The sequence below is a fragment of the Neobacillus nitrireducens genome, assembly GCF_030915405.1.
In the GTDB taxonomy this organism is placed as follows: domain Bacteria; phylum Bacillota; class Bacilli; order Bacillales; family Cytobacillaceae; genus Neobacillus.
In genome coordinates, this window is sequence record NZ_CP133262.1 from 4,100,571 (window position 1) to 4,126,990 (window position 26,420).

Genomic DNA, 26,420 nt, shown 5'->3' on the forward strand with positions numbered 1-26,420 from the left:
ACTACCCAGTACAAGATCAAAGGTTTATAGGTTTTGGATTGCCTTTGGCAATAGGTGGGCTAAGCTTTTTAGGAGGTTTAATAGGAGGCGGACTAGGTGCTTCATTTGCGGCACGTCCATTTTACGGAGGATTCGGTTACCCTGGATATGGGTATCCTGGTTTTGGAGCTCCTGGTTTTGGAGCTCCTGGTTTTGGAGCTCCTGGTTTTGGAGCTCCCGGTTTTGGAGCTCCTGGCTTTGGAGCCCCGTATTACTATTAATGAAAGAGAAACAGCTCTAGTGGGGGCTGTTTTTTTCTATAAAAGAATAATTGCAAAAAAGGAAAATTCATAAATAAAGCGAATAGAATAAAAAGACAACATTTACATATGGGAGGTATAGGAATGATTGAAAATACACTGCTTCAATCCCTCGGGATTGAGATTACCTGCATTGAAAAAGGAAAGGTTATTGCCACCATGCCTGTAGATAAAAGGACTCGCCAGCCGTTTGGAATCCTTCACGGAGGGGCCTCTGTGGCATTAGCAGAAACAGTTGCGAGTGTAGGGGCGTATGAGTTGGTTGATAAGGAACTAGAGGCAGTTGCCGGGCAAGAGATTAATGCGAATCATGTCCGTCCCAAAACGGAGGGGATCGTTACTGCGATAGGTACGGTCCTTCATCAAGGGAAAACCACGCAAGTGTGGGATATTAAAATTACAGACGAGCAAGACCGCCTTGTTTGTGTGTCCAGATGTACGATGGCCGTTATCAAATTAAAAAAGTAAAAAACTCTAAATAAGAATGGAGTCATTCCCATTCTTTTTAGGCTTTATTGATGAAAAATTTAAAAAATTAACTTTAGTTTCATGTTATAATGTAAGAAATAAAAAAATAGAAAAAAAGCACAATTTTTTGTACAGGTTTCTTTATATAATGTAATAAAAGGAAACGTAAAGGTGGTGAAATGGTTGAGAGCAAAGCGGCAATATTTGTTTATCGATTTTGAGTTTACAATGCCTGAACGAAATGTTCGCATGAAGGACTTTTATGCAGAAATAATCGAGGTTGGAATTGTTGCGGTTCTTGATGACCAAGTTACAGAACAGTTTTCTTCCTTTGTGACTCCCCTAAAATTCCCGAGACTAACGGAACGCTGTAAATCCTTTTTACATATTACTCAGCAGCAAGTAGACAAGGGGTTATCAATTTTTGAACTTGTAAAAAAATTGGAGGAGTTTAATCAGCTTAATTATGAAACAACCATTGTTACATGGGGAAATATGGATATGAAGGTGCTTCGGCATAATTGCTTAAAGGCAGGGGTACCATTTCCGCTAAAGGCTGCGGAATTAGATCTTTCCATGGAATATAAACGCTTCTTTGGGGATCAAAACCAAACCGGTCTCTGGAAAGCAGTTCAGGAATATGGCAAAGAAGGGACAGGCAGGCATCACCGTGCCCTTGATGATGCGTTGACTACCTTTAATATATTCAAGCTGGTTGAAAAGGATAAACGTTATTTAGAAAAACCAGAACCAACAACGATCGGTGACCGGATTGATTTCTCAAAGTTATTAAACGAATTCGCATAAAAGGCCAAATCATTCAAACTGATTTGGCCTTTAGCATTTTTATATTTTGTAATCTTTTTCAAGCGACTCTAATGCCTTGAAGCTCATTTCAGCCCATTCTGAAGGCGACTCTGCCAGTTCCTGTTTCATTTTGGCTAACGACTCTTTTAAGGAGTCCGAATAGTCAGGAACTTCACTTTCAAAAGGCCTGACCATTTTATAAGGAATATTAGCTTGCTCACGATAGCTGAGCGCTTTTCTCTCATGAAAAATAAGTACGTCTGCATCCTTAGGGCTATGTAAATCTCCTTGCATCGGGTGTTTAAGAACTGCAAGTACTCTTACTAAATAGGCTTGAGGTCGTACCTCCGTTATTTCTCCAATATATTTTCCTGTTTTATAAATAGCAGTAACAATCTCTCCGATTTTTAATTCCGACACCACCAACACTCCCTTTCACGTTTCCTCTTCCATTTTAATATGAAACATAGTAAATTAAAAACAATGTGCGAAATAAATAATTTCGTTTAAAGTAAAATAAATGGAGGAATGATATATGAGGAAGAATGTGCAAATTCTTTTTACATTATTGACGATTGTTTTAGTTTTGGCTGCTTGTGGGACAAGCACTAAGAAAGAAGAAACCATACAGAAAACTACTACACAAAAAACGGAACAGACGGAAGGGGACCAACAAGTGGGAAATAATGTTTATCCTCAACTTTCAACCGAGGTTTCCAAAGATGAAAAGCTGATAGAAATGGAAACGTCGATGGGTACCATTAAAATCAAATTATTCCCTGAGTATGCACCAAAAGCTGTTGAAAACTTTGTAAAACACAGTGAGGAAGGCTACTATGATGGACTGATTTTTCACAGAGTCATTAAGGATTTCATGATTCAGGGCGGTGACCCTAATGGAAATGGAACTGGCGGGGAAAGCATTTACGGAAAGCCTTTTGAAGATGAGTTTTCAAAAAATCTATATAATCTGCGCGGAGCGTTATCAATGGCCAATTCAGGTGCCAACACAAATGGCAGTCAGTTTTTTATCGTTCAAAGCAGCTCGCTTGACCCAGCAATGAAGGATGAAATGGACAAGGCTGGCTATCCAAAAGAAATAATTGACGCTTATAATAAAAATGGCGGAACTCCATGGCTGGATCATCGTCATACTGTGTTTGGCCAAGTGATTGAGGGCATGGATATCGTTGACAAAATTGCCAGTGCATCAGTTGGTGCCCAAGATAAACCAGAAAAAGATATTACCATTAAAGATATTAAGATTTTAAAATAAAGCCATGCAAATTCATAAACTGGAACGAAACATTTTTTGTTGCTATAATTAACTATTAGAGCATTCCTTGATAGAAAGGGAGAAGAAAAATGTTCCAATCCTTGGTACTTTCCTTGTTTTTATACTTTCCAGAAGATAAATCAGAATATATTCCTGCTGCGATTACCTTTGTGATTTTTTTAATTGGAGCCTTACTAACGATGAGATTAATCATTGTCGTCTCTAAACGAGAGGCCCAGAAAGCAAAACAATTAGAAGAACAATTAAAAAATCAGCAGCCACCCCAAAGGAACAGTTAACATCCAACTGTTCCTTTTCTTTATGTTTAGTGAGGATAAAGGAAGTGCTAAATGTCCATACTAAGTGCAAATTGTCTAGTGTGGGGGTATACATATGAAGAAAAGCTGGTTAATGATTCCACTGCTCCTTCTGGCAGGTTGTATGGAAGAAGAAGTAAAAAAAGTGGATGTGGAAATGTTTAATAGCGTGGGAGATTCGCTTGGTAAAGTAAAGGTGGCTGAGCAAGCTAAGGGCGTGAAGCTAACCGGTGATTTAAAAGGCCTCCCTGCAGGGGAGCATGCAATTCATATTCATGATGGCGGGAAATGCCAAGCCCCGGAATTTAAATCAGCAGGCAACCATTTTAACCCTGAGAATAAGGAACATGGACTTCTCCATCCAAAAGGTGCTCATGCCGGCGATTTGCCAAATTTAATCGTTGAGGATGATGGGTCTGTTAAGATAGATTTAATGGCACCTAGTGTCACCTTAAAAAGTGGAAAAACCTCTTTGTTTACAAAAGCAGGAACGTCGATTGTGATTGACGAAGGAAAAGATGATGGCATGACACAACCCGCAGGGGACTCCGGCAAACGGATTGCCTGTGGTGATATCTCCAAAAATAAAAAGCCAGGTCAAAAGAAAGCACAAGATTAATTGAATTGCCAAGAATATATTTCCTATATAGGTAGGAATCTAAACGAATCCTAAAAGTGGACATACACTAGCATGGAGACTATTTAGGAGGCGAATTAAATGGAAAAAAGACAATTCTTTGGAGGATTTCCGGGACAACCTGGTTACCCACAAATGGGAGGATTTCAGCAACCAGGCTACCCGCAAATGGGAGGATACCAGCAACCAGGCTACCCGCAAATGGGAGGATACCATCACCCAGGCTATCCACAGATGATGGGCGGCCAGCAGCAACATGGGTACCCATACCACGGCTACCCGCAAATGATGGGCGGACAGCATTCAGGATTCCCACAAGGCATGGGCGGGTTTCCGCAAATGATGGGCGGACAGCATTCAGGATTTCCGCAAGGCATGGGTGGATTCCCGCAAATGATGGGCGGACAGCAATCAGGATTCCAGCAAGGCATGGGTGGGTTTCCGCAAATGACAGGCGGACAGCAATCAGGATTCCCACAAGGAATGGGCGGCTTCCAGCAAGGTGGGCAAAAACCACCAACTAAACCCACACAACGTAAAGAAAAGAAATAACAACCAGGATATTATATATTAAAGACGAACTGTTCCTTCCGAGGGGACAGTTTTTGTTTTCGCTTGATTTATTTTCTTTTTTTCCAGACAATATGTTTATAAATAAATATAGGAGTGTACATACAAACATGGAGAACAAGCTGTATTATCAAGATGCATACATAAAAACTTTTAAAGCAAAGGTGGTAAAACAAGCGCAGGATTCTGCCGGCAATTGGTATGTTTGTTTGGATCAGACCGCCTTTTATCCAACAGGTGGCGGGCAGCCGCACGACATAGGAACCCTTGCTAATCAACACGTCATCAATGTTGAAGAAATCGATGGGGAAATCCGTCATTACCTCGGCACCCCATTCCAAGACCCTAAAAAGGAAATAGCAGGTACGATTGATTGGGAGAGACGTTTTGACCATATGCAGCAGCACGCTGGACAGCATCTTTTATCGGCGGCGTTTGACCAGTTATTTGAGTACAGAACCGTTGGGTTCCATTTAGGGGCAGAAATCCTTACGATTGATTTAGAGACGGAAGTTCTTACCGAGCACCAAGTTCAAAAAGCTGAAGAAATGGCTAACCAAATCATCATTGAAAACAGACCAATCGAGGTTAAATGGGTGACGGAAGAAGAATTGTCGCAATATCCGTTACGAAAAGAGACAAAGGTTAAAGACGACATTCGACTGGTTATCATTCCAGAGTTTGATTATAACGGCTGCGGCGGGACACACCCAAAGGCTACTGGAGAGGTTAGTTCGGTAAAAGTATTGGATTGGGAAAGACAAAAGAAAAAAGTGCGTGTCCAATTTGTTTGTGGAAAACGAGTAACGAAGCAGTTTCAGCAAAAGCAACAGGTGCTATTAGAATTAACCAAAATACTTAATGCTCCGGAAAAAGAAATGGAACAAGCAGTTCTTCGCCTTCTTGAAAGTAATAAAACATTAGAAAAAACCCTTGAACAAGCACAGGAAAATCTGCTCCAATATGAGGCGAAGGAATTACTGGCGAGAAGTAACGTGGATGACAGGAAACTCGTTCGTGAAGTATTTCAAAACCGTACCATTCAAGAGCTGCAGAAACTAGCGCGGATTATTACTACTGAAGATGAAACTGCGATGGTCTACTTCGTGTCACAAAATGAAAATCGGCTGCAGGTCGTTTGTGCAAGGGGAACAGCTGGAACTGGAAGTATGAAGAAAGTAGTTTCCGCTGCCCTTCCACTCATTAACGGAAAGGGGGGTGGAAACGACGCCTTTGCCCAAGGTGGCGGTGACGCTCTGATGTCAGGGGAGCAAATGTTGCAACATCTAGTGGAAAATGTATATTAATCTGAAAAATACAGTCCTCCCATCCCGGAAGGACTGATTTTTTTTATTCAATAATAATTGCTGCTCCTCTTTCAAGAGGATAGGTTTGATCGAAGACCCTTACCGATAAGGGTTCCCCATAGAGCAGAATAATTTTGGTCTGTTTCTCTCCTACGTCTAAATGTAATTTACGGCCTTGGTATTGAATGGAGAATCGATACCCTTGCCATTTATCCGGTAATTGAGGCCGGAACGAAATTCCCTCTTCTTTGATCCGTAAACCGGCAAAACCATAAACAATTGCTAGCCACGTGCCACCCATATTCGCCATGTGGAGGCCATCCTTTGTATTTCCATGGGTATTGTCTAAATCCAATCTTGCTGTTTCAAGAAAGTAATCATAGGCTTTTTGTTTAAGCCCAAGTTTTGATGCCATAATACTAAAAATACAAGAGGATAAGGAAGAATCATGGGTCGTTATATTTTCATAATAATCGAAAGACTTCCTGATTGTATCTAATTCTTGCTCATCCTCTAATAAAAAGTGAGCTAAAACCGTATCCGCTTGTTTACAGACTTGGTGCCGGTATAATACAAGCGGATGATAGTGCAATAGAAGCGGGAAATGGTCTTTGGGTGTATTTTGCAAATCCCAGACTGCTTTCTGTAAAAATGTATCATCTTGTGGATTAATGCCAAGTTGTTCGTTATAAGGTAAATACATCTGCTCCGCTGCCCGTTTCCAAAATTCTACCTCTTGTTTATGTAAGCCGATTTTCAGCCGTAGTTTGGCAAGATGCGCCGAATCGATAGACTCCAACAAATAATAGCATTTAGCGGCCCACAATAAGTTATACTTGGCCATTACATTTGTAAAGTAGTTGTTGTTAACGATGCATGTGTATTCATCAGGTCCGGTTACGGCATCAATTTTAAAGCAATCTCCATCAAAATGACCTGTATCGGCCCAAAGTCTTGCGGTCTCAAAAAGTACCTCCGCACCGCATTCTTTGATAAAAGAAAAATCTCCGCTGACGAGATAATACTGGATAAAGCTATAGGCGATATCGGCACTGATATGGTATTGTGCGGACCCTGATGGAAAGTAGGAAGAACATTCCGTTCCAGTGATTGTTCTCCATGGGTATAAGGCTCCTTTTTGATGACCCATTTCTTTGGCATGTTGTCTTGCCTGATCGAGGATGGAATAGCGATAGAAAAGTAGATTTTTCGCTAGTTCCGGCTTTGTCATTAAAAAAACGGGCAGGATATATATTTCTGTATCCCAAAAATAGTGACCTTCGTATCCTTCTCCAGATAAACCTTTTGCTGCAATATTGGAAAAATGATCCCGGCCTGTTGATTGTAAAAGGTGAAATAAATTAAACCTAATCCCTTCTTGCAGGTCCGCGTCTCCAGTAATCTCTATGTCTGCATCATTCCAGAAATCGTTTAAATAAATTTCCTGCTCCATTGAAAATTGTCGGAAATGTTTATCAGCAAGTTTAGTTTGTAACAGAAAAGCAGAAGCAGCTAAGTCATCTCCGTGTCTTAATGTATCTACGAAGATGCTTTTTTTCTCGAAGGTTGCATGGTCAGCGAATTGGAAGGTGAATTCAGATTCGATTGCATTCGTCGTAAGATCATTGATCTGATTATAGTGCTGGCTAAGATGGTATGAAGCAGCACAAGCCGTTTTCAGCTTGGTTGAGGAGGTTTCACACTCGACGTAGGAAATAGTCTCCGTTTGCTGTACATCTGTTACCGTTAATAGATTCGCGTGACCTGAGGATACGCGGGGGTCAGCATTGTCGACATAATTGGCTACATTGCCATTCAAGGTTGACACGATTCTAACCGGTCCTTGAAAGTTATCCGATTCAATATCGATGTATTGTAGAAAGACTTCCTTATCACGGAATGATACTAACCGTTTAAAGGTTAAGTTTATCCTCTTCCCCTTAGGTGAGTGCCATTCGTACGTCCTTTCTGAGTAGCCTTTATCAAAATACAGATACCGTCCATTCCATGGGAATTTTCCTTCCTCGAGACAAAAGCGTTCTTCTTCCTGTTCTCCCCCGAAATAAATTGAAATCGATTGGGGATCGATGACGTTTAAAAGCTTTTGCTGTGTTTCAGGGAATGCATAGAGTTTTTCTCCATAAGAGATAGGGACACTATCGTGAAAAGCATTTAAATAGGTACCCCGGATGGTAGTTTGAAACTCGGGCACACCTTCTTCGTAATTGCCACGGACGCCAAGATAACCATTTCCAGTGAAAAATAGACTCTCATCAATAAGCGCTTGGTCTGGATCCTGTATATATGAACTTATTTTCCAAGACATGTTGTACACCTCAATCATTTTATTCTTTTACCCCGCCACTCGTTAATCCCGAGACAATCTGCCTTTGGAAGAAGAGGACGATAATCAGTGTCGGAATGGTTACAATTGCGGTTGCGGCCGCCACTTGTCCCCAAAGGATCTCAAACTGTGTTCGCAAGAAGGATATCGCGACAGGGACGGTATGATATTCAGCGTTCGGGTTAAGAGTAATCGTTAATAAGAATTCATTCCAGGCAGAAATAAAGGTAATAATGGCAGTTGTAAATACACCAGGTGCAGCCAATGGGAAAATAATCTTATATAAGGTTTGAAAGGTGGTGGCACCATCCATTTTTGCTGATTCCTCGAGAGCAGAAGGGATTTGGTTAAAATGGGTGACGAGAATCCAAACAGCCATCGGTAACGTTATTGTTGAATATGGTAATACCACAGCAAAAGAGTTTAATAGTTTTAAATTCAAAAATAAATTATAAATGGGACCTGTGATGATCATTTGCGGAAACATAGAAACTGCGAGTATCAAACCTAAGAGAATATTCTTTCCCTTAAAATGAAAACGAGAGATAGCATAGGCCGAAAAGGTAGCGACAATTATGATATAGATGGTGGTTGTGGTCGCAACAATAAAACTATTTTTTATCGAGTTTAAAATCCCTTTTTCAAACAAAATGGTCATATAGTTTTGGAAGGTTGGATCCTTGGGAATCACGCGAAACGCCCCTGTTCCAAAAATTTCACCTGATGTTTTAAAGGAGGTAATAAATACCCAGAAAAACGGGAAAACCATTGCGAACAAATAGAATACAACGACCACTCCAAAGGTTATCCATAGTTTTCTTTTAGATGTCTGCATATTCTATCCCCCTTTAATTTTTCTCCATTAGGTTCGCACCCAGGAATTTCACAAATAAAATTGCGATACAGGCAACACACACAAACATTATCATGACAATGATCGAACCATAGCCAAAGTTGGTTTGTCCAAACATGACTTTATATGCATATATCGACATCGTTTCCGTTTCCCCGCCGGGACCGCCGCCTGTTAACACAAAAATGAGGTCGAAGACACGGAAGGCATCTAATGTTCGAAACAATAAGGCGACTAGAATGGATGGCTTTAAAAGCGGCAGGGTGACCTTGAAAAACGATTGGATCTTACTTGCTCCATCGATGGAGGCTGCTTCGTATAAGGAATGCGGAATGTTTTGCAAGCCCGCGAGTAATAATAAGGCCATATAAGGAGTGGTTTTCCACACATCTGCTAAAATGGTCGAGGCCATCGCACCCGAACCGCTCAGTAATAAATTTTGAGATTTGTCCACGAGTCCTACCGCCTCAAAAAAATGAGCGACAATCCCGCTGCTTCCATTAAAAAGGTAACTCCACATTAGGGCAGCAACCGCTGTTGGGATTGCCCAAGGAATGAGCGAGGCAGTTCGAATCATCCCTTGACCGAAAATGGTTTTATTTAATACAAGTGCTAGACCTAATCCAAGAACAAGTTCAAAAAAGACGGATAAGACCGTAAAAAAGGACGTATTCCAAAGTGCGATACCAATCCGATTGTCAGATAAAACCTGCTTATATCCTTTCAAGCCGATAAAATTAGACGGGATGATACTATTTTGCAAATCAGCAACTAATGCAGGAAGATCCTCTTTATGAATTAATTCATATTTTCCATTCAGTGCAGTAATGAGCATCTTTGCCTCTTTATGCAGGTTTTCAATTTCTGTCTTTTGCTGTTTGCTAATCTTAATAATACCTTTTTGATTGCTAAAATCTTTATCTACGGCTAAAAGCTCTGTTTTTAACTTAGATACCTGCTCCTGATCTTGCTCGTTTGATATATTAGCCAAGTCTTCATCTAAAAACATGGCGATATACATTTGGGTTTCATTGAACAAGGAAACATTGAAGCGCTCACTGAGATACAATCCTGCTTTTTGCTGGTCATTTAAGCGGTAATCAAAAAAGGTATATGTAAGCGACTGTAATACTGGCCATAAAGAGAAAATACCAATGATTAGCACTGTGGGAAGGATAAAAAGCCATTCTTTCACTCCCATTTTCCGCACTTATTTTCCCCCTCTCCGTTGTAAACTAGCTTATTCTATGAAAGAAAAAGACTCTAATGGTTAAATTAGAGCCCTATTTGGATTATTCTTATGGATTGTTCTTGATCTATTCTCCCTTAGCCGTTGCTTCGATTGCTTTTACTGCCTCATCCAGCCCAGCGCCCGAGCTTAGATATTTATGGGCTTGCACTTGAATCGTGTCTGAGGTTTTGGAGTACTCAGGTGACACAGGTCTTGCAATCGTTGTAGTTAATGCTTTTTGGAAGCCCGGATAGCTAAGCATGACGTTTTTAGCCTTAACCTCATCATTGGTTAGCAGGGAATTGAATCCAGGTAAATATCCCCCTTCGGTTGACATGATTTTTTGACCTTCTTCGCCTGCTGCGAAGTTAATAAATTCCCAAGCCCCATCCAGTTGTTTTGAACTTTTATTAACGCCAAGTAACCATCCGCCGACTGAGCCGCCGTTAGGAAGTGGAGCAATTCCAACCTGATCCACTGTTACGGTCACGCCATCTTCTTTACCGTTAATGCGACCGAAAGCATATGGCCAGTTACGGGAGAATACAGCATTTCCTTGTTCAAAGTTCGTATGGGTTTCCCCTTCCATGAAGTTTAATAGATCCTTAGGCTCAAATGGGGCCTGTGTAAACTTGTACATGGTTTCCAGACCAGCTTTTACATTTGTATAGGATTTAGAGAATTCAGTTACGTTAACAGTCAAACCCTCGTATTGTTTCGATTGATAAACAAATCCGTATTTTGTTTTATTTTTTCCAGTATAGGTTTTTGCCATATTGTATAAATCATCATACGTGTAGCTGCCGCTTTCAAGCTTTGCAGCGTCCTCTGCACTTACAATGTCTTTACGGAAATAAAGCAAGCCAAGATCCGGAAAGAAAGGAAGGGTATATTGTTTGCCTTTGTAATTTCCTGATGTCATCGAACCTGAATTGAAATCCGCTTTATTTAAGCCGACTTTGTTCATGTTCACGTCAAGTGGCTCTAAATAGCCTGCTCCGGCAAATTCACCGGCCCAAACAACGTCCATCGAGAGAACATCATAATCTGAAGAACCGCTAGATAGAGAGTTTAAAAGCTGATCATGCATTTGAGCGGAGTCGTTGGTCATTTGGGTCCACTCTACTTTGTACTTATCCTGCTTCTGGTTGAAGGCGTCAATCAATTTTTGTGTGGCGGGAGTATTGTCGTTTTGGGCTGCAAATTTAAGAACAATTTGTTTTTCAGTCCCTTTGTCCTTGTCTGCCGGCTTCGCTTTCTCGGTACTAGCGTTACTGCTGCATCCAGTTAAAGCGATACTTGCTGCAAAAGAAAACGCTAACAATTTAGTAAACCACTTTTTTCTCTGCATTTGTTTATAGCCCCCTTTAAGGTTGATACTTGAATTTTATAGGCTAGGAATTTACAATGATATTAAAAAAATGATATTTTTAACATTTTTTTAAGGTGAATGTGGATGAATATGAAAAAAAATGCTTTCATGCCTTTTTTTGAATCCCGAGCTGAAAATATCCAAAATTTTTACTATCACCCTTCCTATGCCTTAGAACAACAATTGATGGATTGTATTATTCGATGTAATAAAAAAGAAGCGAAGGATGTCCTAGACCAAATTAATATTTTGGAAAGAGCGAGGTTAGCGGTTGAACCGCTTAGGTCGATAAAAAATTCACTCATTTGCTCCTGCACGCTATTTACAAGAGCTATCATTCGAGGCGGAGCTTTACCAGAGGATGCTTTTAGCCTGAGTGATGTAATGATTCGACAGATTGAGAAAACAGACGCAATGGTAGAGTTGAAACTGTTTGAATATGAAATGGTTTCTTGTTTTATTGATACACTAAAATCTTCTGACCGCTTAGAGTACAATCAAGTTGTAAATCGAGCGATAACCTACATTCACCAAGAAATCTATCATGAGATCACCTTAGAAAAGATTGCTGAATATGCAGGGGTCCATCCCGGATACCTCTCAAAGATCTTTAAAGTATCGGTCGGTATGATCATCCCAGAATACATAAATAGAAAAAAAGTAGAGGATTCTAAGTATTTTCTTCTCCACTCAAACTCAAGACTAAGCGAAATTGCTAACATGTTTAGCTATTGTAATCAAAGCTACTATACATCACTTTTTAAAAAGTATACCGGGTTGACCCCAGGGCAATATAAAACTGCCTATTTAACAAAGGATAAGGATGAACGTAAAGAAAATTTGTACTCTGAGGGGATGTAGCTAGTGGGATTTTTAGATGGTTTAATGGGTAATGCATCTGAGGTAAGTGCAGCTGAAGTAGAAAGGGAGTTTGGGAAAGTCCTTTCCCCGAATGAAAGAATTGATAAAGCGTATAAGTTAATTCGTGATATGTTTATTTTTACGAATAAACGTTTAATATTAGTGGATAAACAGGGATTAACGGGAAAAAAGGTTGAATATCATTCCATTCCCTATCGAAATATTACTCACTTCAGCATTGAAACAGCTGGTAACTTTGATTTAGATGCAGAACTGAAAATATGGATTTCCGGAAATGCCCTGCCATTACAAAAACAATTTAATAAGAACCTCAACATTTACGAACTTCAAAGTGTGTTAGCAGAGTATGTCCTCAAATAAAAAATAGTTAATGATTTACAGCAAAAAAAAGGGACATTCCAAGAATGGATGTCCACTTCAAAAAGGGGGAATACTAGAAAGCCTTATATAATTAAGGTTTTCCAGTATTCCCCTTTTTTATGCAGTTATAAAAAAAATTTGCAAGCCCGTCAGTTACTGCTGTAATAATTCTACAGCAGGCAGTTCTAAAACAGTAGATATCTTAAGCAGTGTCTGGTTACTTGGAATTTGCTCTCCGGATTCGTACTTCTCAATGGTTTGTGTTCCCACTCTGACTTTTTGTGCCAGTTCCTCCTGAGACATGTTGAGCATTTCACGTGCATTTTTAATGGTTTGGCCGATTGTATTCAACTGGTTCACCTCTCCTTTAAAAATAGATTTCCTCACTATTAGTGTATCATGTTTGGTAAACTTTTCGCTTGTACAACTTGAACATTATGTTAAGATTTTCAGACATAGCTGATTCGAATAGGCGGGATTGAAATTTATTTATAATATTTTTTGTTTAAAGTCATACTTTATGATATAATATTATAATGCGTATAGAGTGGATAAAATAATTATTTAATTAGGAGTGTTTTCATGTCAGAAAAGATCGAAGCTGGAAGTATTTTAACAGGTAAAGTTACAGGAATTCAACCATATGGTGCGTTTGTCGCGCTTGACGATAATACCCAGGGCCTTGTCCATATCTCTGAAATTACACATGGTTATGTCAAAGATATTAATGACCACCTTAAAGTAGGCGATGAAATTAAGGTTAAAGTATTATCTGTAGATGAAGGTGCAGGCAAGATTGGTCTGTCGATTCGTGCTACGGAAGAAGCACCTGTTCAACAGGCAGCTCCAAAAGCAAAGAAGCCTCGTAAACGCCAAGCAGCTGCAATTATCCCGGAAGTGGAAGGCCAACAAGGCTTCAATACTTTAAAAGATAAGCTTCAAGAATGGATTGACCAGTCACAACGTGAAGATTTAATCAAAAAATAATTCCCAAAAAAGTCTAGACTGATTGCTATGATTAGCGGTCAGTCTAGACTTTTTTTGTGCCGCAAATTATACAAAAATATAGACTATTTCATTAATAAAAGTTTTGCTGAAGTATTCATTCTTTTTTCATGCTCGGCTACAATATAACTATGCGTACATAATTTAGTATCGAAACGGAGGGAATGTCTTTATGAGTACAAACGTTAATACAAACGAATTGATCGCAAAAACAGAGAAATACGGTGCGAATAACTACCATCCACTGCCGATTGTCATCACCCGTGCAGAGGGTGTTTGGGTAGAAGATCCCGAAGGAAATAAATATATGGACATGCTTAGTGCCTATTCTGCGGTAAATCAAGGACATCGTCATCCAAAAATTATTCAAGCCCTTAAGGATCAAGCAGATAAGGTTACGTTAACTTCTCGGGCTTTTCACAATGACCAGCTTGGACCGTGGTATGAAAAGGTTTGTCAATTAACAAAGAAAGAAATGGTTCTGCCTATGAATACAGGGGCGGAAGCCGTAGAGACGGCTGTAAAGACGGCCCGCCGCTGGAGTTATGATGTAAAAGGTGTAGCTGAAAACCAAGCAGAAATTATTGCTTGTGTCGGAAATTTCCATGGCAGGACGATGACAGCTGTCAGTTTATCGTCAGATGATGAATATAAACGCGGATTTGGACCAATGCTCCCAGGGATCAAACTTATCCCTTATGGTGATTTAGAGGCGTTAAAAGGGGCAATTACACCTAATACAGCCGCTTTTTTAATTGAACCAATTCAAGGGGAGGCTGGGATTGTCATTCCGCCTAAAGGCTTTATGAAGGCGGCCCTTGATTTATGTAAGGAAAACCATATTCTGTTTATTGCCGATGAAATCCAAGCAGGTTTGGCCCGGACAGGGAAAATGTTTGCTTGCGAGTGGGAAGGAATTACCCCTGACATGTATATCCTTGGTAAAGCACTAGGCGGCGGAGTATTCCCAATTTCCTGTGTGGTTGCAAATAAAGAGATATTAGGCGTATTCAATCCAGGATCGCACGGCTCTACCTTCGGGGGAAATCCAATGGCATGTGCGGTTTCAATCGCTGCGCTGGATGTGCTAATTGATGAAAAACTTGCGGAAAAGTCCCTTGAACTTGGTGAGTATTTCCTCAATAAATTAAAAGAAATTAATAATCCCTTAATAAAAGATGTTCGCGGCCGCGGCTTATTTATTGGTGTTGAACTAACTGCACCTGCACGCAAATATTGTGAACAATTAAAAGACCAAGGTCTACTCTGTAAAGAAACACATGACACAGTGATTCGGTTTGCACCGCCGCTGATTATCAGTAAAGAGGAATTGGATTGGGCAATTGAGAGGATAAACAACGTACTAGGAGCATAGTTAATAAAAACTAGGGGTGCAAAAATGGTGATTTATGATGTAACAAATAGTGGAGATGAACAGGATATAGAGAAATTGAACCTTGTTACATCAACGCAGATTGTTATTCATGATGCATTAAAAAAAATGGGCTATAACCAAGAAATGTTCGAATTATTAAAAGAACCGTTACGAATGTCCAATGTCAGAATTCCAGTGCGGATGGATGATGGCTCGACTAAAATTTTTAGCGGCTTTAGGGCCCAGCATAATGATGCGGTTGGTCCAACCATGGGTGGTGTCCGCTTTCATCCTCAGGTAACAGCTAATGAGGTAAAGGCACTAGCAATGTGGATGAGCTTAAAATGCGGAATCGTTGACTTGCCCTTTGGAGGGGGAAAGGGAGCAATTCTTTGTAACCCCCGGACAATGTCATTCGGGGAACTTGAACGATTAAGCCGAGGCTACGTTCGTGCAATTAGTCAAATAGTTGGACCAACAAAGGATATCCCGGGACCCGATATGTATACCAATTCTCAGATTATGGCATGGATGATGGATGAATACAGCCGTCTCCGCCAGTATGACTCTTCCGGTTTTATTACAGGCAAGCCACTTGTGCTTGGAGGTTCTGAAGGCAGGGAAAAGGCAGGAGCAAGGGGTGTAACCATTTGTATTGAAGAAGCAGCCAAAAGATGTGGATTTAATATAAAGGGAGCTCGTGTGATTGTCCAAGGATTTGGAAATGCAGGCAGTTATATCGCCAAATTTATGCATGACGCAGGAGCGATTGTGGTTGGAATTTCCGATGTTTATGGTGCTCTCTACGATCCTGATGGGTTAAATATTAATTATCTGCTGGAACGAAGGGACAGTTTTGGTACGGTAACCTCGCTTTTTGAAGGGATCATCACCAACAAAGAGTTGCTTGAGCAGGATTGTGATATCCTCGTGCCTGCAGCGATTTCAAATCAAATTACTGCTGAAAATGCCCATAACATCAAAGCAAGAATTATTGTCGAGGCAGCAAATGGGCCAACGACGCTTGAGGCGACAAACATTCTCACCGACCGTGGGATCCTGCTCGTTCCAGATGTTTTAGCAGGGGCAGGAAGTGTAACAGCCTCCTATTTTGAATGGGTTCAAAATAAGCAGGGGTATTATTGGAGTGAGGATGAGGTTGAGGTCAAGTTGCGTTCTAAGCTGGTCAAAGCGTTCCATGAAATCTATAATCTTGCACAAACTAGTAACGTCAATATGCGATTAGCTGCATATATGGTCGGTGTAAGAAAAATGGCGGAGGCATCCTTATTCAGAGGATGGGTCTGAAGAAATTCCTTGCATCGACTCGATGATGCAAGGAATTTTTTATTATAAATTAGCTCGGTTTTTTTGCAAAATGAACCATAATAACTAATAATGTAAAAGGGAAAAGGAGGTGTAATCAATTGGAGAATTTTACTTTTTGGAATCCAACCAAATTAATTTTTGGTAAGGGTGAACTAGAGAAGTTAAAAACAGAAGTGCCCCGTTATGGTAAAAAGGTGTTGCTTGTCTATGGCGGCGGCAGCATCAAACGAAGTGGTTTATATGAAAATGTTATCAACTTATTATCTGAAATCGGTGTTGAGGTTTTTGAACTTTCAGGTGTGGAACCGAATCCCCGGATTACTACCGCACGTAAAGGGGTAGACATTTGTAAGCAAGAAGGAATTGACTTCTTGTTGGCTGTTGGCGGCGGCAGTGTGATTGACTGTACAAAGCTAATCGCAGCGGGAGCGAAATATGACGGAGATGCATGGGATTTAGTCGTAAAAAAGGCATTTGCAAAAGAGGCGCTCCCATTTGGAACGGTCTTGACGCTTGCGGCAACGGGCTCAGAAATGAATTCCGGTTCTGTTATTACGAATTGGGAGACAAATGAAAAGTATGGCTGGGGAAGCCCGGTAACTTACCCTAAATTCTCTATCTTAGACCCCATTAATACGTTTTCGGTTCCGAGAAATCAAACGATTTATGGAATGGTCGATATGATGACCCATGTTCTAGAACATTATTTTCATTTAGAAGAAAGTACGGATTTTCAAGACCGCATGTGTGAATCCCTGCTCATTACAGTGATGGAAACGGCCCCTCAGTTGCTTTCTGACTTAGAAAGCTATCAACATCGGGCAACCATCCTCTACTGCGGGACAATGGCCCTTAATGGGACCTTGAACATGGGATACCGTGGGGATTGGGCTACTCACAATCTTGAACATGCCGTATCTGCTGTATATGACATTCCGCATGGCGGCGGGCTTGCCATTCTATTCCCACACTGGATGCAGCATAACTTATCCGTGAAGCCGGAACGCTTTAAGCAGCTTGCTGTTCGAGTGTTTGGTGTGAATGATAACGGCAGGAGTGCCGAAGAAGTAGGGCTTGAAGGGATTCAAAAGTTACGTGAATTCTGGAATAGCATCGATGCACCGTCACGGTTAGCAGATTATGACATAGATGATTCGAAGCTAGATTTAATGGCTGACCGAGCGATGGAAAACGGAGAATTTGGGAATTTTAAAAAGTTAAATCGTGATGATGTTTTAGCCATTTATCGGGCATCGCTATAATTTATCGCTTGAGAAGAAATTTGTCGAAAATGGGTACGTTTACAATTAAAGTCCTACCTTGATAATCAGCTCATCATTCGTTAAAGTGATTATTGAAAAATAAAATTTATGGAGGATCATGCATGACACACGTTCGTTTTGATTACTCAAAAGCTTTAACCTTCTTTGGAGAACATGAACTTACATATTTACGTGATGCTGTAAAGGTTGCTCATCATTCTTTACATGAGCAAACCGGTGCAGGCAATGACTTTTTAGGGTGGATTGACCTTCCTACCAATTATGACAAGGAAGAGTTTTCCCGCATCCAGAAATCTGCTGAAAAAATCAAGGCTGATTCTGACATACTTCTTGTGATTGGTATCGGTGGTTCGTATCTTGGCGCACGGGCAGCAATTGAAATGCTCCAGCACAGTTTTTACAATGTATTGCCAAAAGAACAACGAAAGACACCTCAAGTTATTTTTGTCGGTAATAATATCAGTTCTACCTATATGCGGGATTTAATTGACGTCCTTGATGGAAAGGACTTCTCTATTAATGTCATTTCCAAGTCGGGTACAACAACCGAACCAGCGATTGCTTTCCGTATTTTCCGCAGGCTTCTTGAAGAGAAATATGGTCAAGAAGAAGCGCGCAAACGTATTTATGCGACAACGGACAAAGCAAGAGGTGCTCTTAAAACATTAGCAACCGAAGAGGGATACGAGACATTTGTCATTGCTGATGATATTGGTGGCCGTTATTCAGTACTAACTGCAGTTGGGTTACTTCCAATTGCGGTAAGCGGAGCAAACCTTGAAAAAATAATGGAGGGTGCTCAGCAAGCACAAGCGGACTTTGGTCATTCCGAACTTGAAGATAATGCTGCCTACCAGTACGCTGCTGTTCGAAATGTCCTGTACAATAAAGGCAAAACGATTGAAATGCTCATTAATTATGAACCGGGGCTGCAGTATTTTTCGGAGTGGTGGAAGCAATTATTTGGAGAAAGTGAAGGGAAAGACCAAAAAGGTATTTATCCATCTTCTGCAAATTTCTCAACAGACCTTCATTCGCTTGGACAATATGTTCAAGAAGGCCGTCGTGACTTGTTTGAAACGATCATTAAGGTTGAAAAGCCACGCCACGAGTTGAAAATTGAAGCATTCGAAAATGACTTAGACGGGTTGAATTACTTAGCTGGTCAAACGATTGATTTTGTTAATAATAAGGCATTTCAAGGGACTATGCTCGCCCACACAGACGGCGGCGTTCCGAATTTAATTGTTAACATCCCAGCAATGGATGAGTATACACTAGGCTACCTTGTTTATTTCTTTGAGAAGGCCTGCGCGATGAGCGGTTACTTACTAGGAGTCAATCCTTTTGATCAACCGGGTGTTGAAGCTTACAAAGTAAATATGTTTGCCCTCTTAGGCAAACCAGGATTTGAAGAGAAAAAGGCAGAACTAGAAAAAAGATTATAATCAACAAAAACGAAAGAGAGCTGATGAGATAAAATCAGCTCTCTTTTTTTATTGAAAATTACTTGATTTGGAGAAACTAATCGTATCGATGATGAGGAGGTAAATTTAGATGATTGAATTACCATCAAAGGTGGAAGGTAAGCAGTTTGATTTGTTTGAGTTAGAACAAAAACTAAAGCCAATCGGCTATACGATTGGAGGGAACTGGGATTATGATCATGGTGCGTTTGATTATAAAATAAACGGTAGTGAAGATGAAGGCTACCAGTTTATACGCTTGCCTTTTCAAGCAGTCGACGGGCAGCTTGATGATAACAATTGTACAGTTAAGTTAGGGAGACCGTTTCTATTGTCGCACGTATTTGAGGCAGAACTAGATGATGAAGCAAGTACAGGCACCTTTTCCGGGACCTTCAATCAGTTTCAGGAGCCTGTTGATAAGGATGCTAGCTTTCCGCAACAATATATTGAAGAAGGGAAAGCTTTGGCACAGGAATTGGAAATGCTGCTCCTAGCTGATTAGACTATTTAAAAATTAATAAGCGATCATTTTCCTCAATTTGCAAAGAGTGGGATGGATTCAGAAATGTTTCATCCCCTCTTTGAATCCCAATCAACAGGAAACCATTTTTTAATGAAATATGGCAAACATCAGTGAATGACCGTCCAATCTCCTCATCCTTAGCTCTATAGGTGGACAATCGACTGTCTTGTAACTCATGGACAATATTTGAAAGAAGCCCATCACCATTTGAATGCAGACTGTTTACCATAAAAACAGATGTCAATTTATTCGATTGAATGACTTCATCCGCCCCGGCTCTTAAGGCATTATTCACTTGCTCAGCCGTTAAGATTTCCACGATACATTTTACTTGAGGACAAATCCCTTTGATTGTGAGTAAGGTTAGAATACTATTCATATCTGCTTGGAGTTCATCGTTCCCTCTATCAGCAGTAATCAGCACCTTCTCCGCATTTTGAATATCACTTTTGATAATCGTCTCATCCACATGACCTTTGCCTTGGATAAAATGGACGAACCTTGATTTTACAGGGTTTGCTTCTAATGTTTCATCTATTAAAACAATCATTTGTACATATTTTGAATTTGTTAGTTTACTTATTAGTTCCTTTGAGCGTTCATTCCAGCCAATAATGATGATATGACCTTCCCCTTTATAAGGAATTCTCCCTTCCGAAAAGGCATCTTGCTTAGTAACGGCAGCTGCTGCCAATGTTCCAAAATAGGAGGAAACAATTCCAACACCTAACAGGATTAATATGACTGCAGTTAGTCTTCCAAAGAAGGAATGTGGAACATAATCTCCATATCCTACGGTCGAAGCAGTAATAATGGCCCACCATATCCCATCAAAAATGGTAGGAAAAGTATCTGGTTCTAATAAATGAATGGATATTCCAAATGAGAGAAATACGAGCAGCGCAATGACTAGAATTCGAACGAGGAGCGGCAAGCGCAAAAAGCTGATATAAACTCTGTTCGGCACACGGACACCTCTTTCCTCGTGTTTAGCTCCATTATTTAGATCTGGTGCTGAAACAGTTATTACTATTATTGACGAAAATGGATCGATCTAATAGGCCTACATGATATTTTTGAAAATAGGCTGATGTTCACAAAAAATACGAATTTTTTTCATTAATCTACTTGTTTTTACTGCCTAAAACTTATAAATTATGGTTATCAATATTAATACAGTAACAACAAGGAAGAGGGTTGGTTTCATGACGACGGGTTTGATTACGCTGCTATCAAATATTGAAAAAACAAGGTCAGAAATGGTTGAATTAGCGCATCTATACGGTTATTCGAATCCGCATGTGGTAAAATGCAGCCAGAAACTTGATTCTCTATTAAATGTCTTTAATAATTTTGGAAAACAATAATTGATGTCGAACACATAAAACCTTCCGGGGATCATACTCCGGAAGGTTTATTTTTTTGCAGAGAGAATAATATTTTACCTAAATGCAAAATGTAAAACGGTATTTTCCTTTTTTAGTCTTGACCTATGGAGGTGAAGAAGTGTGCTTATTGAAACAAAAAAAGAGCAAAGATTCATCTTCTTAGCTTTGCTTGTCATAGCGGTCTATCTTTCTCCACTATTTATTCTTCAGGAAAATGCTCATATTCGTGTTCATGATAATTTGGATTCAAACTTAGCATGGTATAAGGTCTTAGCGAGAAGTGGAGAAATGTTTGGCTCAGTTAATGCGACTATTCCTCAAATCATAAATGGACAATTATCGAGAAATGCCATAGGAACTGAATATAGTATCATTGTCTGGCTGTACGCACTTTTCCCAACAATGATTGCCTATGGTATAAGCCAAGCCATAACAAGAATAGTCGCTTTCTTTGGAATGTATTGGCTTTTAAAAAAACACCTTTTACCTGGTGAGAAGTGGCTGTTTATACAAATTGGCACCGCTCTTTCATTTGCTCTAACTCCATTTTGGCCTTCTGGGATGCTAAGTACTTTGGGAATGCCGCTTGCACTTTGGTCATTCCTTAACATTCGCAACGGTGAGGGAGCCTGGAAGGATTATTTGGTGCTTACCCTACTACCTTTTTATGCAAGTATTGTTTTGGGATTTTTCTTTTTTTTAACTGCCATGGGGTTCTTGTGGTTAGTTGATTGTTTCAGAAGAAAGGTATGGAACCTTCGCTTTTTGTTCGCACTTATCTATATGACCCTCATTTTTATGCTAGTTGAATATCGGCTCATTTTTTCATTTCTATTAATAGATGAACCAAATAGTCGGGATGAATATTTTTATGCAACCCTGCCTTTTTGGAAATCCGTAATGCTTGTTATAAAAAATTACCTATTTGGACACACCCATGTGATGACCGTTCATACACTATTTATTTTACCCGCAACCTTTACAGCAATGTATATTGTCTTCTGGAGAAAGCTTTGGGGGCAGGAAAAGCTATTTGTTTTTTTATTCTCATTAAATATCTTGCTATCTATTTGGTATGCTTTTTGGTTTTATGAAGGATGGTTACCTTTAATAAAGCGATTCCACTTTCTGGGCACATTTAATTTCGCTCGTTATCACTTTTTGCGACCGATGGTTATTTATGCAGGCTTTGCCCTTGCATTAAAAATCCTTTCGCTACAAGGAAAAGACTGGGCTAGAACAGCTAAGTGGTATGCTGTCCTGCAGCTCCTCTTTTTAGGGCTATTTAATGATGAAATTATTTATCAAAAGAAACCCACTGTCAAAGAATTCTTTGCTGAGGAAATGTTTCAAGAAATAGATGGATATATCGGGATTCCGAAGGAAGAATATCGGATTGCTAGTATTGGAATACACCCAGCCATCTCTCAATATAACGGTTTTTACACACTTGATACCTATAATAATTTTTATCCATTAACTTATAAACATCAGTTTCGGAAAATAATTGAAAAGGAATTGGCAAAAAATAAAGAGGTTCGCAGGTATTTTGATAAATGGGGCGGCCGTTGCTACATTTTTAGCGCACAGCTTGGAAAACATTATATGATCAAGAAGGATTCTAAACGTCATTTGAAAAGTTTAATGTTGAATACAGATGTCTTTAAAGACATGGGCGGCCGCTATATTTTTTCGGCTCTGCCGATCGATAATGCCGAGAAAAATCAATTATTGTTAGTTAAAGTATTCGAATCAAAGACATCAGCATGGAAAATCTATTTATACACGACTTTGTAGACAGCGGGGGTTTAACAGATGATGGAACAAGTTCTTACAATTGTTGTACCTTGCTATAACGAGGAAGAAGTTTTACCTGTAACCATTGTTCAGCTACAGCAATTGTTGAAGGAGCTCATTAACGAGAGGCTTGTTTCTAAACAAAGCAAAATCTTGTTTGTTGATGACGGAAGTCAAGACCGTACATGGGAATTAATATATAAGGAAGGATTAAAAAATGAATATATTCGTGGCTTAAAGTTATCCAGAAATGTCGGTCATCAAAATGCATTACTTGCTGGTCTTTTTACTGCAATGGAGCTCTCTGATTGCGTTGTATCGATAGATGCAGATTTACAGGATGATATCAAAGTTATCCGTGAGTTTGTCCTGAAGTTTCATGATGGGAATGAAATTGTTTACGGTGTTCGCAAGGGGCGTGATACGGATACTCTTTTTAAACGAAGTACTGCCCAAGGTTTTTATAAAATCATGGAAAAGATGGGGGTTGACCTTGTTTATAATCATGCAGACTTCCGATTAATGAGTAAAAGAGCAGTGCAAGAGTTAGAACGTTTTAGCGAAGTCAATTTATTTTTGCGGGGGATTGTTCCTCTTCTCGGCTTCCGCTCGGATGTGGTGTATTATGACAGGCTTGAAAGGCAAGCGGGTGAAACGAAATATCCTTTAAAAAAGATGCTCGCCTTTGCTTTTGATGGAATTACCTCCTTTTCTATATCGCCAATTCGCTTTGTTCTCATAATCGGATTGGTTTCTTTTTCCTGAGCCTATTCTTTGGTGTCTATTTTTTAACGCTAAAGATTTTTGGGAATACCGAGACGGGATGGACGTCGCTGATTACTTCAATCTGGCTTATTGGCGGTTTGCAGTTAATTGCGATCGGATTGATTGGAGAGTATGTAGGGAAAATTTATAAAGAATCAAAACAGCGGCCAAAGTATATTGTTGATATTGATTCCTTTAATCTGCCAAAACCAAGACATCATTTGCTTAATCAAACAGTAGAGGATGAGTTGTATAATCTGGACCTTAGACAAATATCTGAAACCAACAACTAACTCACTGGATAAAAGTATTTTGACTTCAAAAATATAAGAGCAGCGTTATAGTTTACCTGGATTTGTAAGCTCATTTTATTTTTTATGTAGTACAAACCTATTTCTCTGAATAAAAATTATAGACAGGCTTCTATTTATTTATGGGGGAGAGATAGAGATGAATGTATTTTTGAGCTATATTCTGTTAGGGCTATCGCTGGCTGCTCCTATTGGGCCGATTAATGCAGCGCAAATTGACAGGGGAATAAGAAGCGGCTTTATGCACTCGTGGCTAATTGGGGTAGGGGCAGTTGTCGCAGATGGTGTTTATATGTTTGTGGTTTACATAGGAGTTGTCCAATTTCTTGAGACAGATTTTATGCAGACCTTTCTCTGGTTTTTTGGCTGTTTTGTATTGATGTACACAGGGATCGAAACCTTCATGAATGCAGGGAAAATAAATTTGGAGCATTCCAGAGAAAAGGAACCACTGGTCAAATCGTTTTTTTCAGGATTCCTAATGTCAATATCCAATCCGTTAACGATTCTCTTTTGGTTAGGTATTTATGGCTCTGTCCTTGCAAAAACAGCCACAACCTACAATACTGGTCAATTAGTGTTATACAGTAGTGCGATTTTTATTGGGTTATTGATTTGGGATATTGCCATGGCAAGTGTATCCAGCAACTTTCGAAAATTTTTAACACCTCAATTACTTGTAGGGATATCCTGTTTGTCTGGACTTTCTTTAATTGGCTTTGGAATATATTTTGGAATGCAAGCTTTTAATGTTTTATTTTAAAAATAAAAACCAGCGAAAAATCGCTGGATTCCTTTATGCGGTAGGCCATGGACTAAGAACCTTCTTCTTAGACTTTTTCCACTTTAACTGCATGATTAAGGTAATCACCCCAATAATGCCAATAAAGGCTAAGCTAATGAAAAAGCCAGGTCTGCTTGTTTTGTGAAATAGTGTCCCACTGACAGCAATTAAAATAAAGAGAGCGCCAAAGGAGTACATAATTTTTTCTTTCAGCTTTAACTCTAAGATTTTTCTGGAAGAGGCCAGAATAAAGAGCCAATTATAAAGAAGCATTAATGCAGCACCTGTGGTCACCCACTCATAAATTTGATCGGGCAGCACTAACGCGGACACAATCGAAGCGGAAATTCCCAGCATTGTCACAAGTAATGCGGGGAGGGGAACTTTTAATTTCCCTAGTTTCGAAAAACTTGCAGGGGCATCACCTTCTTCTCCCAACGTAACAAGAACGCTTGTTACCCCATAAAGAGAAGCCGTCATCGTCGAAAACCCTGCAATGATTAATGTTGCATTAAAGAAATGCGGAACAAAGGACAAATGGTAGGCATTTAAGGCCACAACAAACGTACTTTCCTTTGTGTTAAATTGATTCCAAGAAACAATCATAACAGCAAGGCCGATGGAAACAACATAGATAATCATCAGGGTAAACAACATCACTTTCCCAGCTTTTGGCGCTTCTTTAGGATCGTTTAAATTGGTGGCCATCAATCCTAAGATTTCAATCCCGCCGAAGGCATAAAATGCAAATATGACAGCTGACCACAAGCCTTTGAAACCGTGTGGAAGAATTTCGCTTTTACTATTAGGGTACTGAATGGCGCGGTCACCATCAATGACTTCGAAAATGGCCAGCAAGGCAATCACGATAAACATTAAGATTGCTGAGATTTTTAAAATCGCAAGAATATTTTCAAGTTTATTTAATACCTTTACTCCGATTAAAATAACCGCTAATCCAAGAACGGCATAAATCGTGGCAAATATCCACAAGGGAACTTTTGGCAGCCAGAAACGGGAAAAAATAGATAGTGCTGTCATTTGGCTTCCCATTATTAGTACTTCTGAGGACCAGTAGACCCAACCGCTGCTAAAACCAGCCCATTTTCCATAGGCTTTCTTCGCATACGACCTAAAGCCGCCTTTTAATGGCTCTTTTGAAGTCATTTTTGAAAGAGCATCATAGACAAAATAAGTCCCGAGGGCAGCGATCAAAAACGCGATTAAAATAGAGGGCCCAGTCATCTTAATCGCTAACCCGGAGCCAAGGAAAAAACCTGTCCCAATGGTACAGCCCACTCCGAATAAAGAAAGCTGCCACCATTTCAAGTTGTTTTGCTCGTCCCCGCCGGATTTGGATTTACTCATTGACATTCTCCTTTTACTCTAAATATCTCGTCCGGTCGCCCCCGGTGACTTGTCAGTATTATCTTGATTATTATATTCCGGATCATTAAGACCCGGCTTTTGTGTTTTGTTGCCACCTAAATATACGGCTTGATGTTCCTTTTGCTCTTTTCTGAATGTATCAAAGTTTTCATTAACCACACTATCTCCTCATTTCTCCTAATTGATATTTCTTAAGATACTCGCCTCGTCAATTCTTATTCAGTTAAAAATCAATGCATGAGATTGGTTTTTGATGGAATTAAATTTTCATTACATAAT

Annotated in this window: 28 protein-coding genes and 1 pseudogene; 20 read left to right on the forward strand and 9 right to left on the reverse strand. The window is 39.8% G+C overall.

Features of this window, described 5'->3' with window-relative positions:
• Positions 1-96 precede the first annotated feature (96 nt).
• The 3 genes from RCG22_RS19820 to kapD all read left to right on the forward strand — a co-directional run bounded on the left by RCG22_RS19820 (position 97) and on the right by kapD (position 1,574).
• Entirely contained in the window at positions 97-333 is a 237-nt protein-coding gene (locus tag RCG22_RS19820) for a hypothetical protein (protein ID WP_308107256.1), read from the forward strand.
• Positions 334-383: 50 nt separating this feature from the next.
• The gene (locus tag RCG22_RS19825) at positions 384-767 is read left to right on the forward strand and encodes a hotdog fold thioesterase (protein WP_308104358.1); all 384 of its coding nucleotides are present in this window, start codon (positions 384-386) and stop codon (positions 765-767) included.
• Positions 768-950: 183 nt separating this feature from the next.
• On the forward strand, positions 951-1,574 hold the full coding sequence (kapD, locus tag RCG22_RS19830) for a 3'-5' exonuclease KapD (protein WP_098263747.1): 624 nt from the start codon (positions 951-953) through the stop codon (positions 1,572-1,574).
• A gap of 39 nt (positions 1,575-1,613) precedes the next feature.
• Here kapD and kapB read toward each other — a convergent pair whose 3' ends face one another.
• Positions 1,614-1,997 carry a kinase-associated lipoprotein KapB gene (kapB, locus tag RCG22_RS19835; protein WP_489685530.1) on the reverse strand — a complete coding sequence of 128 codons (384 nt, stop codon included), beginning with the start codon at positions 1,995-1,997 and terminating at the stop codon, positions 1,614-1,616.
• A gap of 112 nt (positions 1,998-2,109) precedes the next feature.
• Here kapB and RCG22_RS19840 point away from each other — a divergent pair, with 112 nt between their 5' ends.
• The 5 genes from RCG22_RS19840 to RCG22_RS19860 all read left to right on the forward strand — a co-directional run bounded on the left by RCG22_RS19840 (position 2,110) and on the right by RCG22_RS19860 (position 5,681).
• The gene (locus RCG22_RS19840; RefSeq protein ID WP_308104361.1) at positions 2,110-2,850 is read left to right on the forward strand and encodes a peptidylprolyl isomerase; all 741 of its coding nucleotides are present in this window, start codon (positions 2,110-2,112) and stop codon (positions 2,848-2,850) included.
• 89 nt (positions 2,851-2,939) lie between these two features.
• A complete protein-coding gene (locus tag RCG22_RS19845) occupies positions 2,940-3,149 on the forward strand; it encodes a hypothetical protein (protein ID WP_098263744.1) in 210 nt (69 codons plus the stop codon).
• Positions 3,150-3,243: 94 nt separating this feature from the next.
• Entirely contained in the window at positions 3,244-3,786 is a 543-nt protein-coding gene (locus tag RCG22_RS19850; protein ID WP_308104362.1) for a superoxide dismutase family protein, read from the forward strand.
• A 99-nt stretch (positions 3,787-3,885) separates the two neighbouring features.
• Positions 3,886-4,356, forward strand: a complete 471-nt coding sequence (locus RCG22_RS19855; protein WP_308104363.1) for a hypothetical protein — start codon at positions 3,886-3,888, stop codon at positions 4,354-4,356.
• Positions 4,357-4,484: 128 nt separating this feature from the next.
• Positions 4,485-5,681 carry an alanyl-tRNA editing protein gene (locus RCG22_RS19860; RefSeq protein WP_308104364.1) on the forward strand — a complete coding sequence of 399 codons (1,197 nt, stop codon included), beginning with the start codon at positions 4,485-4,487 and terminating at the stop codon, positions 5,679-5,681.
• Between the two features lie 43 nt (positions 5,682-5,724).
• Here RCG22_RS19860 and RCG22_RS19865 read toward each other — a convergent pair whose 3' ends face one another.
• The 4 genes from RCG22_RS19865 to RCG22_RS19880 form a co-directional block, all read right to left on the reverse strand.
• Complete coding sequence (locus RCG22_RS19865; RefSeq protein WP_308104365.1) at positions 5,725-8,007, reverse strand: glycoside hydrolase family 65 protein; 2,283 nt, start codon at positions 8,005-8,007, stop codon at positions 5,725-5,727.
• 19 nt (positions 8,008-8,026) lie between these two features.
• Positions 8,027-8,860, reverse strand: coding sequence for a carbohydrate ABC transporter permease (locus RCG22_RS19870; protein WP_166259371.1), 834 nt, complete (start codon positions 8,858-8,860; stop codon positions 8,027-8,029).
• A 13-nt stretch (positions 8,861-8,873) separates the two neighbouring features.
• Positions 8,874-10,079: a carbohydrate ABC transporter permease gene (locus tag RCG22_RS19875; protein WP_374049483.1), complete on the reverse strand. Its 1,206-nt coding sequence runs from the start codon at positions 10,077-10,079 to the stop codon at positions 8,874-8,876.
• 115 nt (positions 10,080-10,194) lie between these two features.
• Complete coding sequence (locus RCG22_RS19880; RefSeq protein ID WP_308104368.1) at positions 10,195-11,460, reverse strand: extracellular solute-binding protein; 1,266 nt, start codon at positions 11,458-11,460, stop codon at positions 10,195-10,197.
• 105 nt (positions 11,461-11,565) lie between these two features.
• Here RCG22_RS19880 and RCG22_RS19885 point away from each other — a divergent pair, with 105 nt between their 5' ends.
• The gene (locus tag RCG22_RS19885; RefSeq protein ID WP_308104369.1) at positions 11,566-12,342 is read left to right on the forward strand and encodes an AraC family transcriptional regulator; all 777 of its coding nucleotides are present in this window, start codon (positions 11,566-11,568) and stop codon (positions 12,340-12,342) included.
• Between the two features lie 3 nt (positions 12,343-12,345).
• Positions 12,346-12,723 (forward strand): PH domain-containing protein, encoded by a 378-nt coding sequence (locus RCG22_RS19890; protein WP_098259977.1) that lies wholly within the window; start codon positions 12,346-12,348, stop codon positions 12,721-12,723.
• 153 nt (positions 12,724-12,876) lie between these two features.
• Here RCG22_RS19890 and RCG22_RS19895 read toward each other — a convergent pair whose 3' ends face one another.
• On the reverse strand, positions 12,877-13,110 hold the full coding sequence (locus RCG22_RS19895) for a helix-turn-helix domain-containing protein (protein ID WP_308104370.1): 234 nt from the start codon (positions 13,108-13,110) through the stop codon (positions 12,877-12,879).
• A gap of 195 nt (positions 13,111-13,305) precedes the next feature.
• Between RCG22_RS19895 and yugI the strand changes: the two genes are divergently transcribed.
• The 6 genes from yugI to RCG22_RS19925 all read left to right on the forward strand — a co-directional run bounded on the left by yugI (position 13,306) and on the right by RCG22_RS19925 (position 19,686).
• On the forward strand, positions 13,306-13,710 hold the full coding sequence (yugI, locus tag RCG22_RS19900) for a S1 domain-containing post-transcriptional regulator GSP13 (RefSeq protein WP_066258515.1): 405 nt from the start codon (positions 13,306-13,308) through the stop codon (positions 13,708-13,710).
• Positions 13,711-13,900: 190 nt separating this feature from the next.
• Complete coding sequence (locus RCG22_RS19905) at positions 13,901-15,103, forward strand: ornithine--oxo-acid transaminase (RefSeq protein ID WP_308104372.1); 1,203 nt, start codon at positions 13,901-13,903, stop codon at positions 15,101-15,103.
• A gap of 24 nt (positions 15,104-15,127) precedes the next feature.
• On the forward strand, positions 15,128-16,411 hold the full coding sequence (locus RCG22_RS19910) for a Glu/Leu/Phe/Val family dehydrogenase (protein WP_308104373.1): 1,284 nt from the start codon (positions 15,128-15,130) through the stop codon (positions 16,409-16,411).
• Between the two features lie 119 nt (positions 16,412-16,530).
• Positions 16,531-17,694 (forward strand): iron-containing alcohol dehydrogenase, encoded by a 1,164-nt coding sequence (locus RCG22_RS19915; RefSeq protein WP_308104374.1) that lies wholly within the window; start codon positions 16,531-16,533, stop codon positions 17,692-17,694.
• Between the two features lie 122 nt (positions 17,695-17,816).
• Entirely contained in the window at positions 17,817-19,163 is a 1,347-nt protein-coding gene (locus RCG22_RS19920; protein WP_308104375.1) for a glucose-6-phosphate isomerase, read from the forward strand.
• Between the two features lie 109 nt (positions 19,164-19,272).
• Positions 19,273-19,686: a YugN-like family protein gene (locus RCG22_RS19925; RefSeq protein ID WP_308104376.1), complete on the forward strand. Its 414-nt coding sequence runs from the start codon at positions 19,273-19,275 to the stop codon at positions 19,684-19,686.
• Position 19,687: 1 nt separating this feature from the next.
• Here the strand turns inward: RCG22_RS19925 and RCG22_RS19930 are convergent, their stop codons facing one another.
• Positions 19,688-20,674: a potassium channel family protein gene (locus RCG22_RS19930; RefSeq protein ID WP_308104377.1), complete on the reverse strand. Its 987-nt coding sequence runs from the start codon at positions 20,672-20,674 to the stop codon at positions 19,688-19,690.
• 238 nt (positions 20,675-20,912) lie between these two features.
• On the opposite strand from RCG22_RS19930, the gene RCG22_RS19935 reads away from it, so the two are divergent.
• From RCG22_RS19935 to RCG22_RS19950, 4 genes and pseudogenes are all read left to right on the forward strand, one after another.
• On the forward strand, positions 20,913-21,074 hold the full coding sequence (locus RCG22_RS19935; RefSeq protein ID WP_308104378.1) for an aspartyl-phosphate phosphatase Spo0E family protein: 162 nt from the start codon (positions 20,913-20,915) through the stop codon (positions 21,072-21,074).
• 141 nt (positions 21,075-21,215) lie between these two features.
• Complete coding sequence (locus tag RCG22_RS19940) at positions 21,216-22,892, forward strand: DUF6044 family protein (protein ID WP_308104379.1); 1,677 nt, start codon at positions 21,216-21,218, stop codon at positions 22,890-22,892.
• 18 nt (positions 22,893-22,910) lie between these two features.
• A pseudogene (locus tag RCG22_RS19945) lies at positions 22,911-23,950 on the forward strand (glycosyltransferase family 2 protein).
• Positions 23,951-24,107: 157 nt separating this feature from the next.
• Entirely contained in the window at positions 24,108-24,731 is a 624-nt protein-coding gene (locus RCG22_RS19950) for a LysE family transporter (protein WP_308104380.1), read from the forward strand.
• Positions 24,732-24,764: 33 nt separating this feature from the next.
• Here RCG22_RS19950 and RCG22_RS19955 read toward each other — a convergent pair whose 3' ends face one another.
• The gene (locus RCG22_RS19955; protein WP_374049393.1) at positions 24,765-26,126 is read right to left on the reverse strand and encodes an amino acid permease; all 1,362 of its coding nucleotides are present in this window, start codon (positions 26,124-26,126) and stop codon (positions 24,765-24,767) included.
• A 12-nt stretch (positions 26,127-26,138) separates the two neighbouring features.
• Positions 26,139-26,300, reverse strand: coding sequence for a hypothetical protein (locus tag RCG22_RS19960; RefSeq protein WP_308104382.1), 162 nt, complete (start codon positions 26,298-26,300; stop codon positions 26,139-26,141).
• Positions 26,301-26,420 lie beyond the last annotated feature (120 nt).

What these genes read in the sequence shown, in the direction of transcription:
- RCG22_RS19905 (WP_308104372.1), top strand. Translation starts at nt 13,901, where the DNA reads ATGAGTACAAACGTTAATACAAACGAATTGATCGCAAAAACAGAGAAA.
- RCG22_RS19870 (WP_166259371.1), bottom strand. Translation starts at nt 8,860, where the DNA reads ATGCAGACATCTAAAAGAAAACTATGGATAACCTTTGGAGTGGTCGTT.
- RCG22_RS19920 (WP_308104375.1), top strand. Translation starts at nt 17,817, where the DNA reads ATGACACACGTTCGTTTTGATTACTCAAAAGCTTTAACCTTCTTTGGA.
- RCG22_RS19860 (WP_308104364.1), top strand. Translation starts at nt 4,485, where the DNA reads ATGGAGAACAAGCTGTATTATCAAGATGCATACATAAAAACTTTTAAA.
- RCG22_RS19955 (WP_374049393.1), bottom strand. Translation starts at nt 26,126, where the DNA reads ATGTCAATGAGTAAATCCAAATCCGGCGGGGACGAGCAAAACAACTTG.
- RCG22_RS19855 (WP_308104363.1), top strand. Translation starts at nt 3,886, where the DNA reads ATGGAAAAAAGACAATTCTTTGGAGGATTTCCGGGACAACCTGGTTAC.
- RCG22_RS19885 (WP_308104369.1), top strand. Translation starts at nt 11,566, where the DNA reads ATGAATATGAAAAAAAATGCTTTCATGCCTTTTTTTGAATCCCGAGCT.
- RCG22_RS19865 (WP_308104365.1), bottom strand. Translation starts at nt 8,007, where the DNA reads ATGTCTTGGAAAATAAGTTCATATATACAGGATCCAGACCAAGCGCTT.
- RCG22_RS19950 (WP_308104380.1), top strand. Translation starts at nt 24,108, where the DNA reads ATGAATGTATTTTTGAGCTATATTCTGTTAGGGCTATCGCTGGCTGCT.
- RCG22_RS19910 (WP_308104373.1), top strand. Translation starts at nt 15,128, where the DNA reads ATGGTGATTTATGATGTAACAAATAGTGGAGATGAACAGGATATAGAG.
- RCG22_RS19845 (WP_098263744.1), top strand. Translation starts at nt 2,940, where the DNA reads ATGTTCCAATCCTTGGTACTTTCCTTGTTTTTATACTTTCCAGAAGAT.
- RCG22_RS19850 (WP_308104362.1), top strand. Translation starts at nt 3,244, where the DNA reads ATGAAGAAAAGCTGGTTAATGATTCCACTGCTCCTTCTGGCAGGTTGT.
- RCG22_RS19935 (WP_308104378.1), top strand. Translation starts at nt 20,913, where the DNA reads ATGACGACGGGTTTGATTACGCTGCTATCAAATATTGAAAAAACAAGG.
- RCG22_RS19925 (WP_308104376.1), top strand. Translation starts at nt 19,273, where the DNA reads ATGATTGAATTACCATCAAAGGTGGAAGGTAAGCAGTTTGATTTGTTT.
- RCG22_RS19840 (WP_308104361.1), top strand. Translation starts at nt 2,110, where the DNA reads ATGAGGAAGAATGTGCAAATTCTTTTTACATTATTGACGATTGTTTTA.
- yugI (WP_066258515.1), top strand. Translation starts at nt 13,306, where the DNA reads ATGTCAGAAAAGATCGAAGCTGGAAGTATTTTAACAGGTAAAGTTACA.
- RCG22_RS19825 (WP_308104358.1), top strand. Translation starts at nt 384, where the DNA reads ATGATTGAAAATACACTGCTTCAATCCCTCGGGATTGAGATTACCTGC.
- RCG22_RS19880 (WP_308104368.1), bottom strand. Translation starts at nt 11,460, where the DNA reads ATGCAGAGAAAAAAGTGGTTTACTAAATTGTTAGCGTTTTCTTTTGCA.
- RCG22_RS19875 (WP_374049483.1), bottom strand. Translation starts at nt 10,079, where the DNA reads ATGGGAGTGAAAGAATGGCTTTTTATCCTTCCCACAGTGCTAATCATT.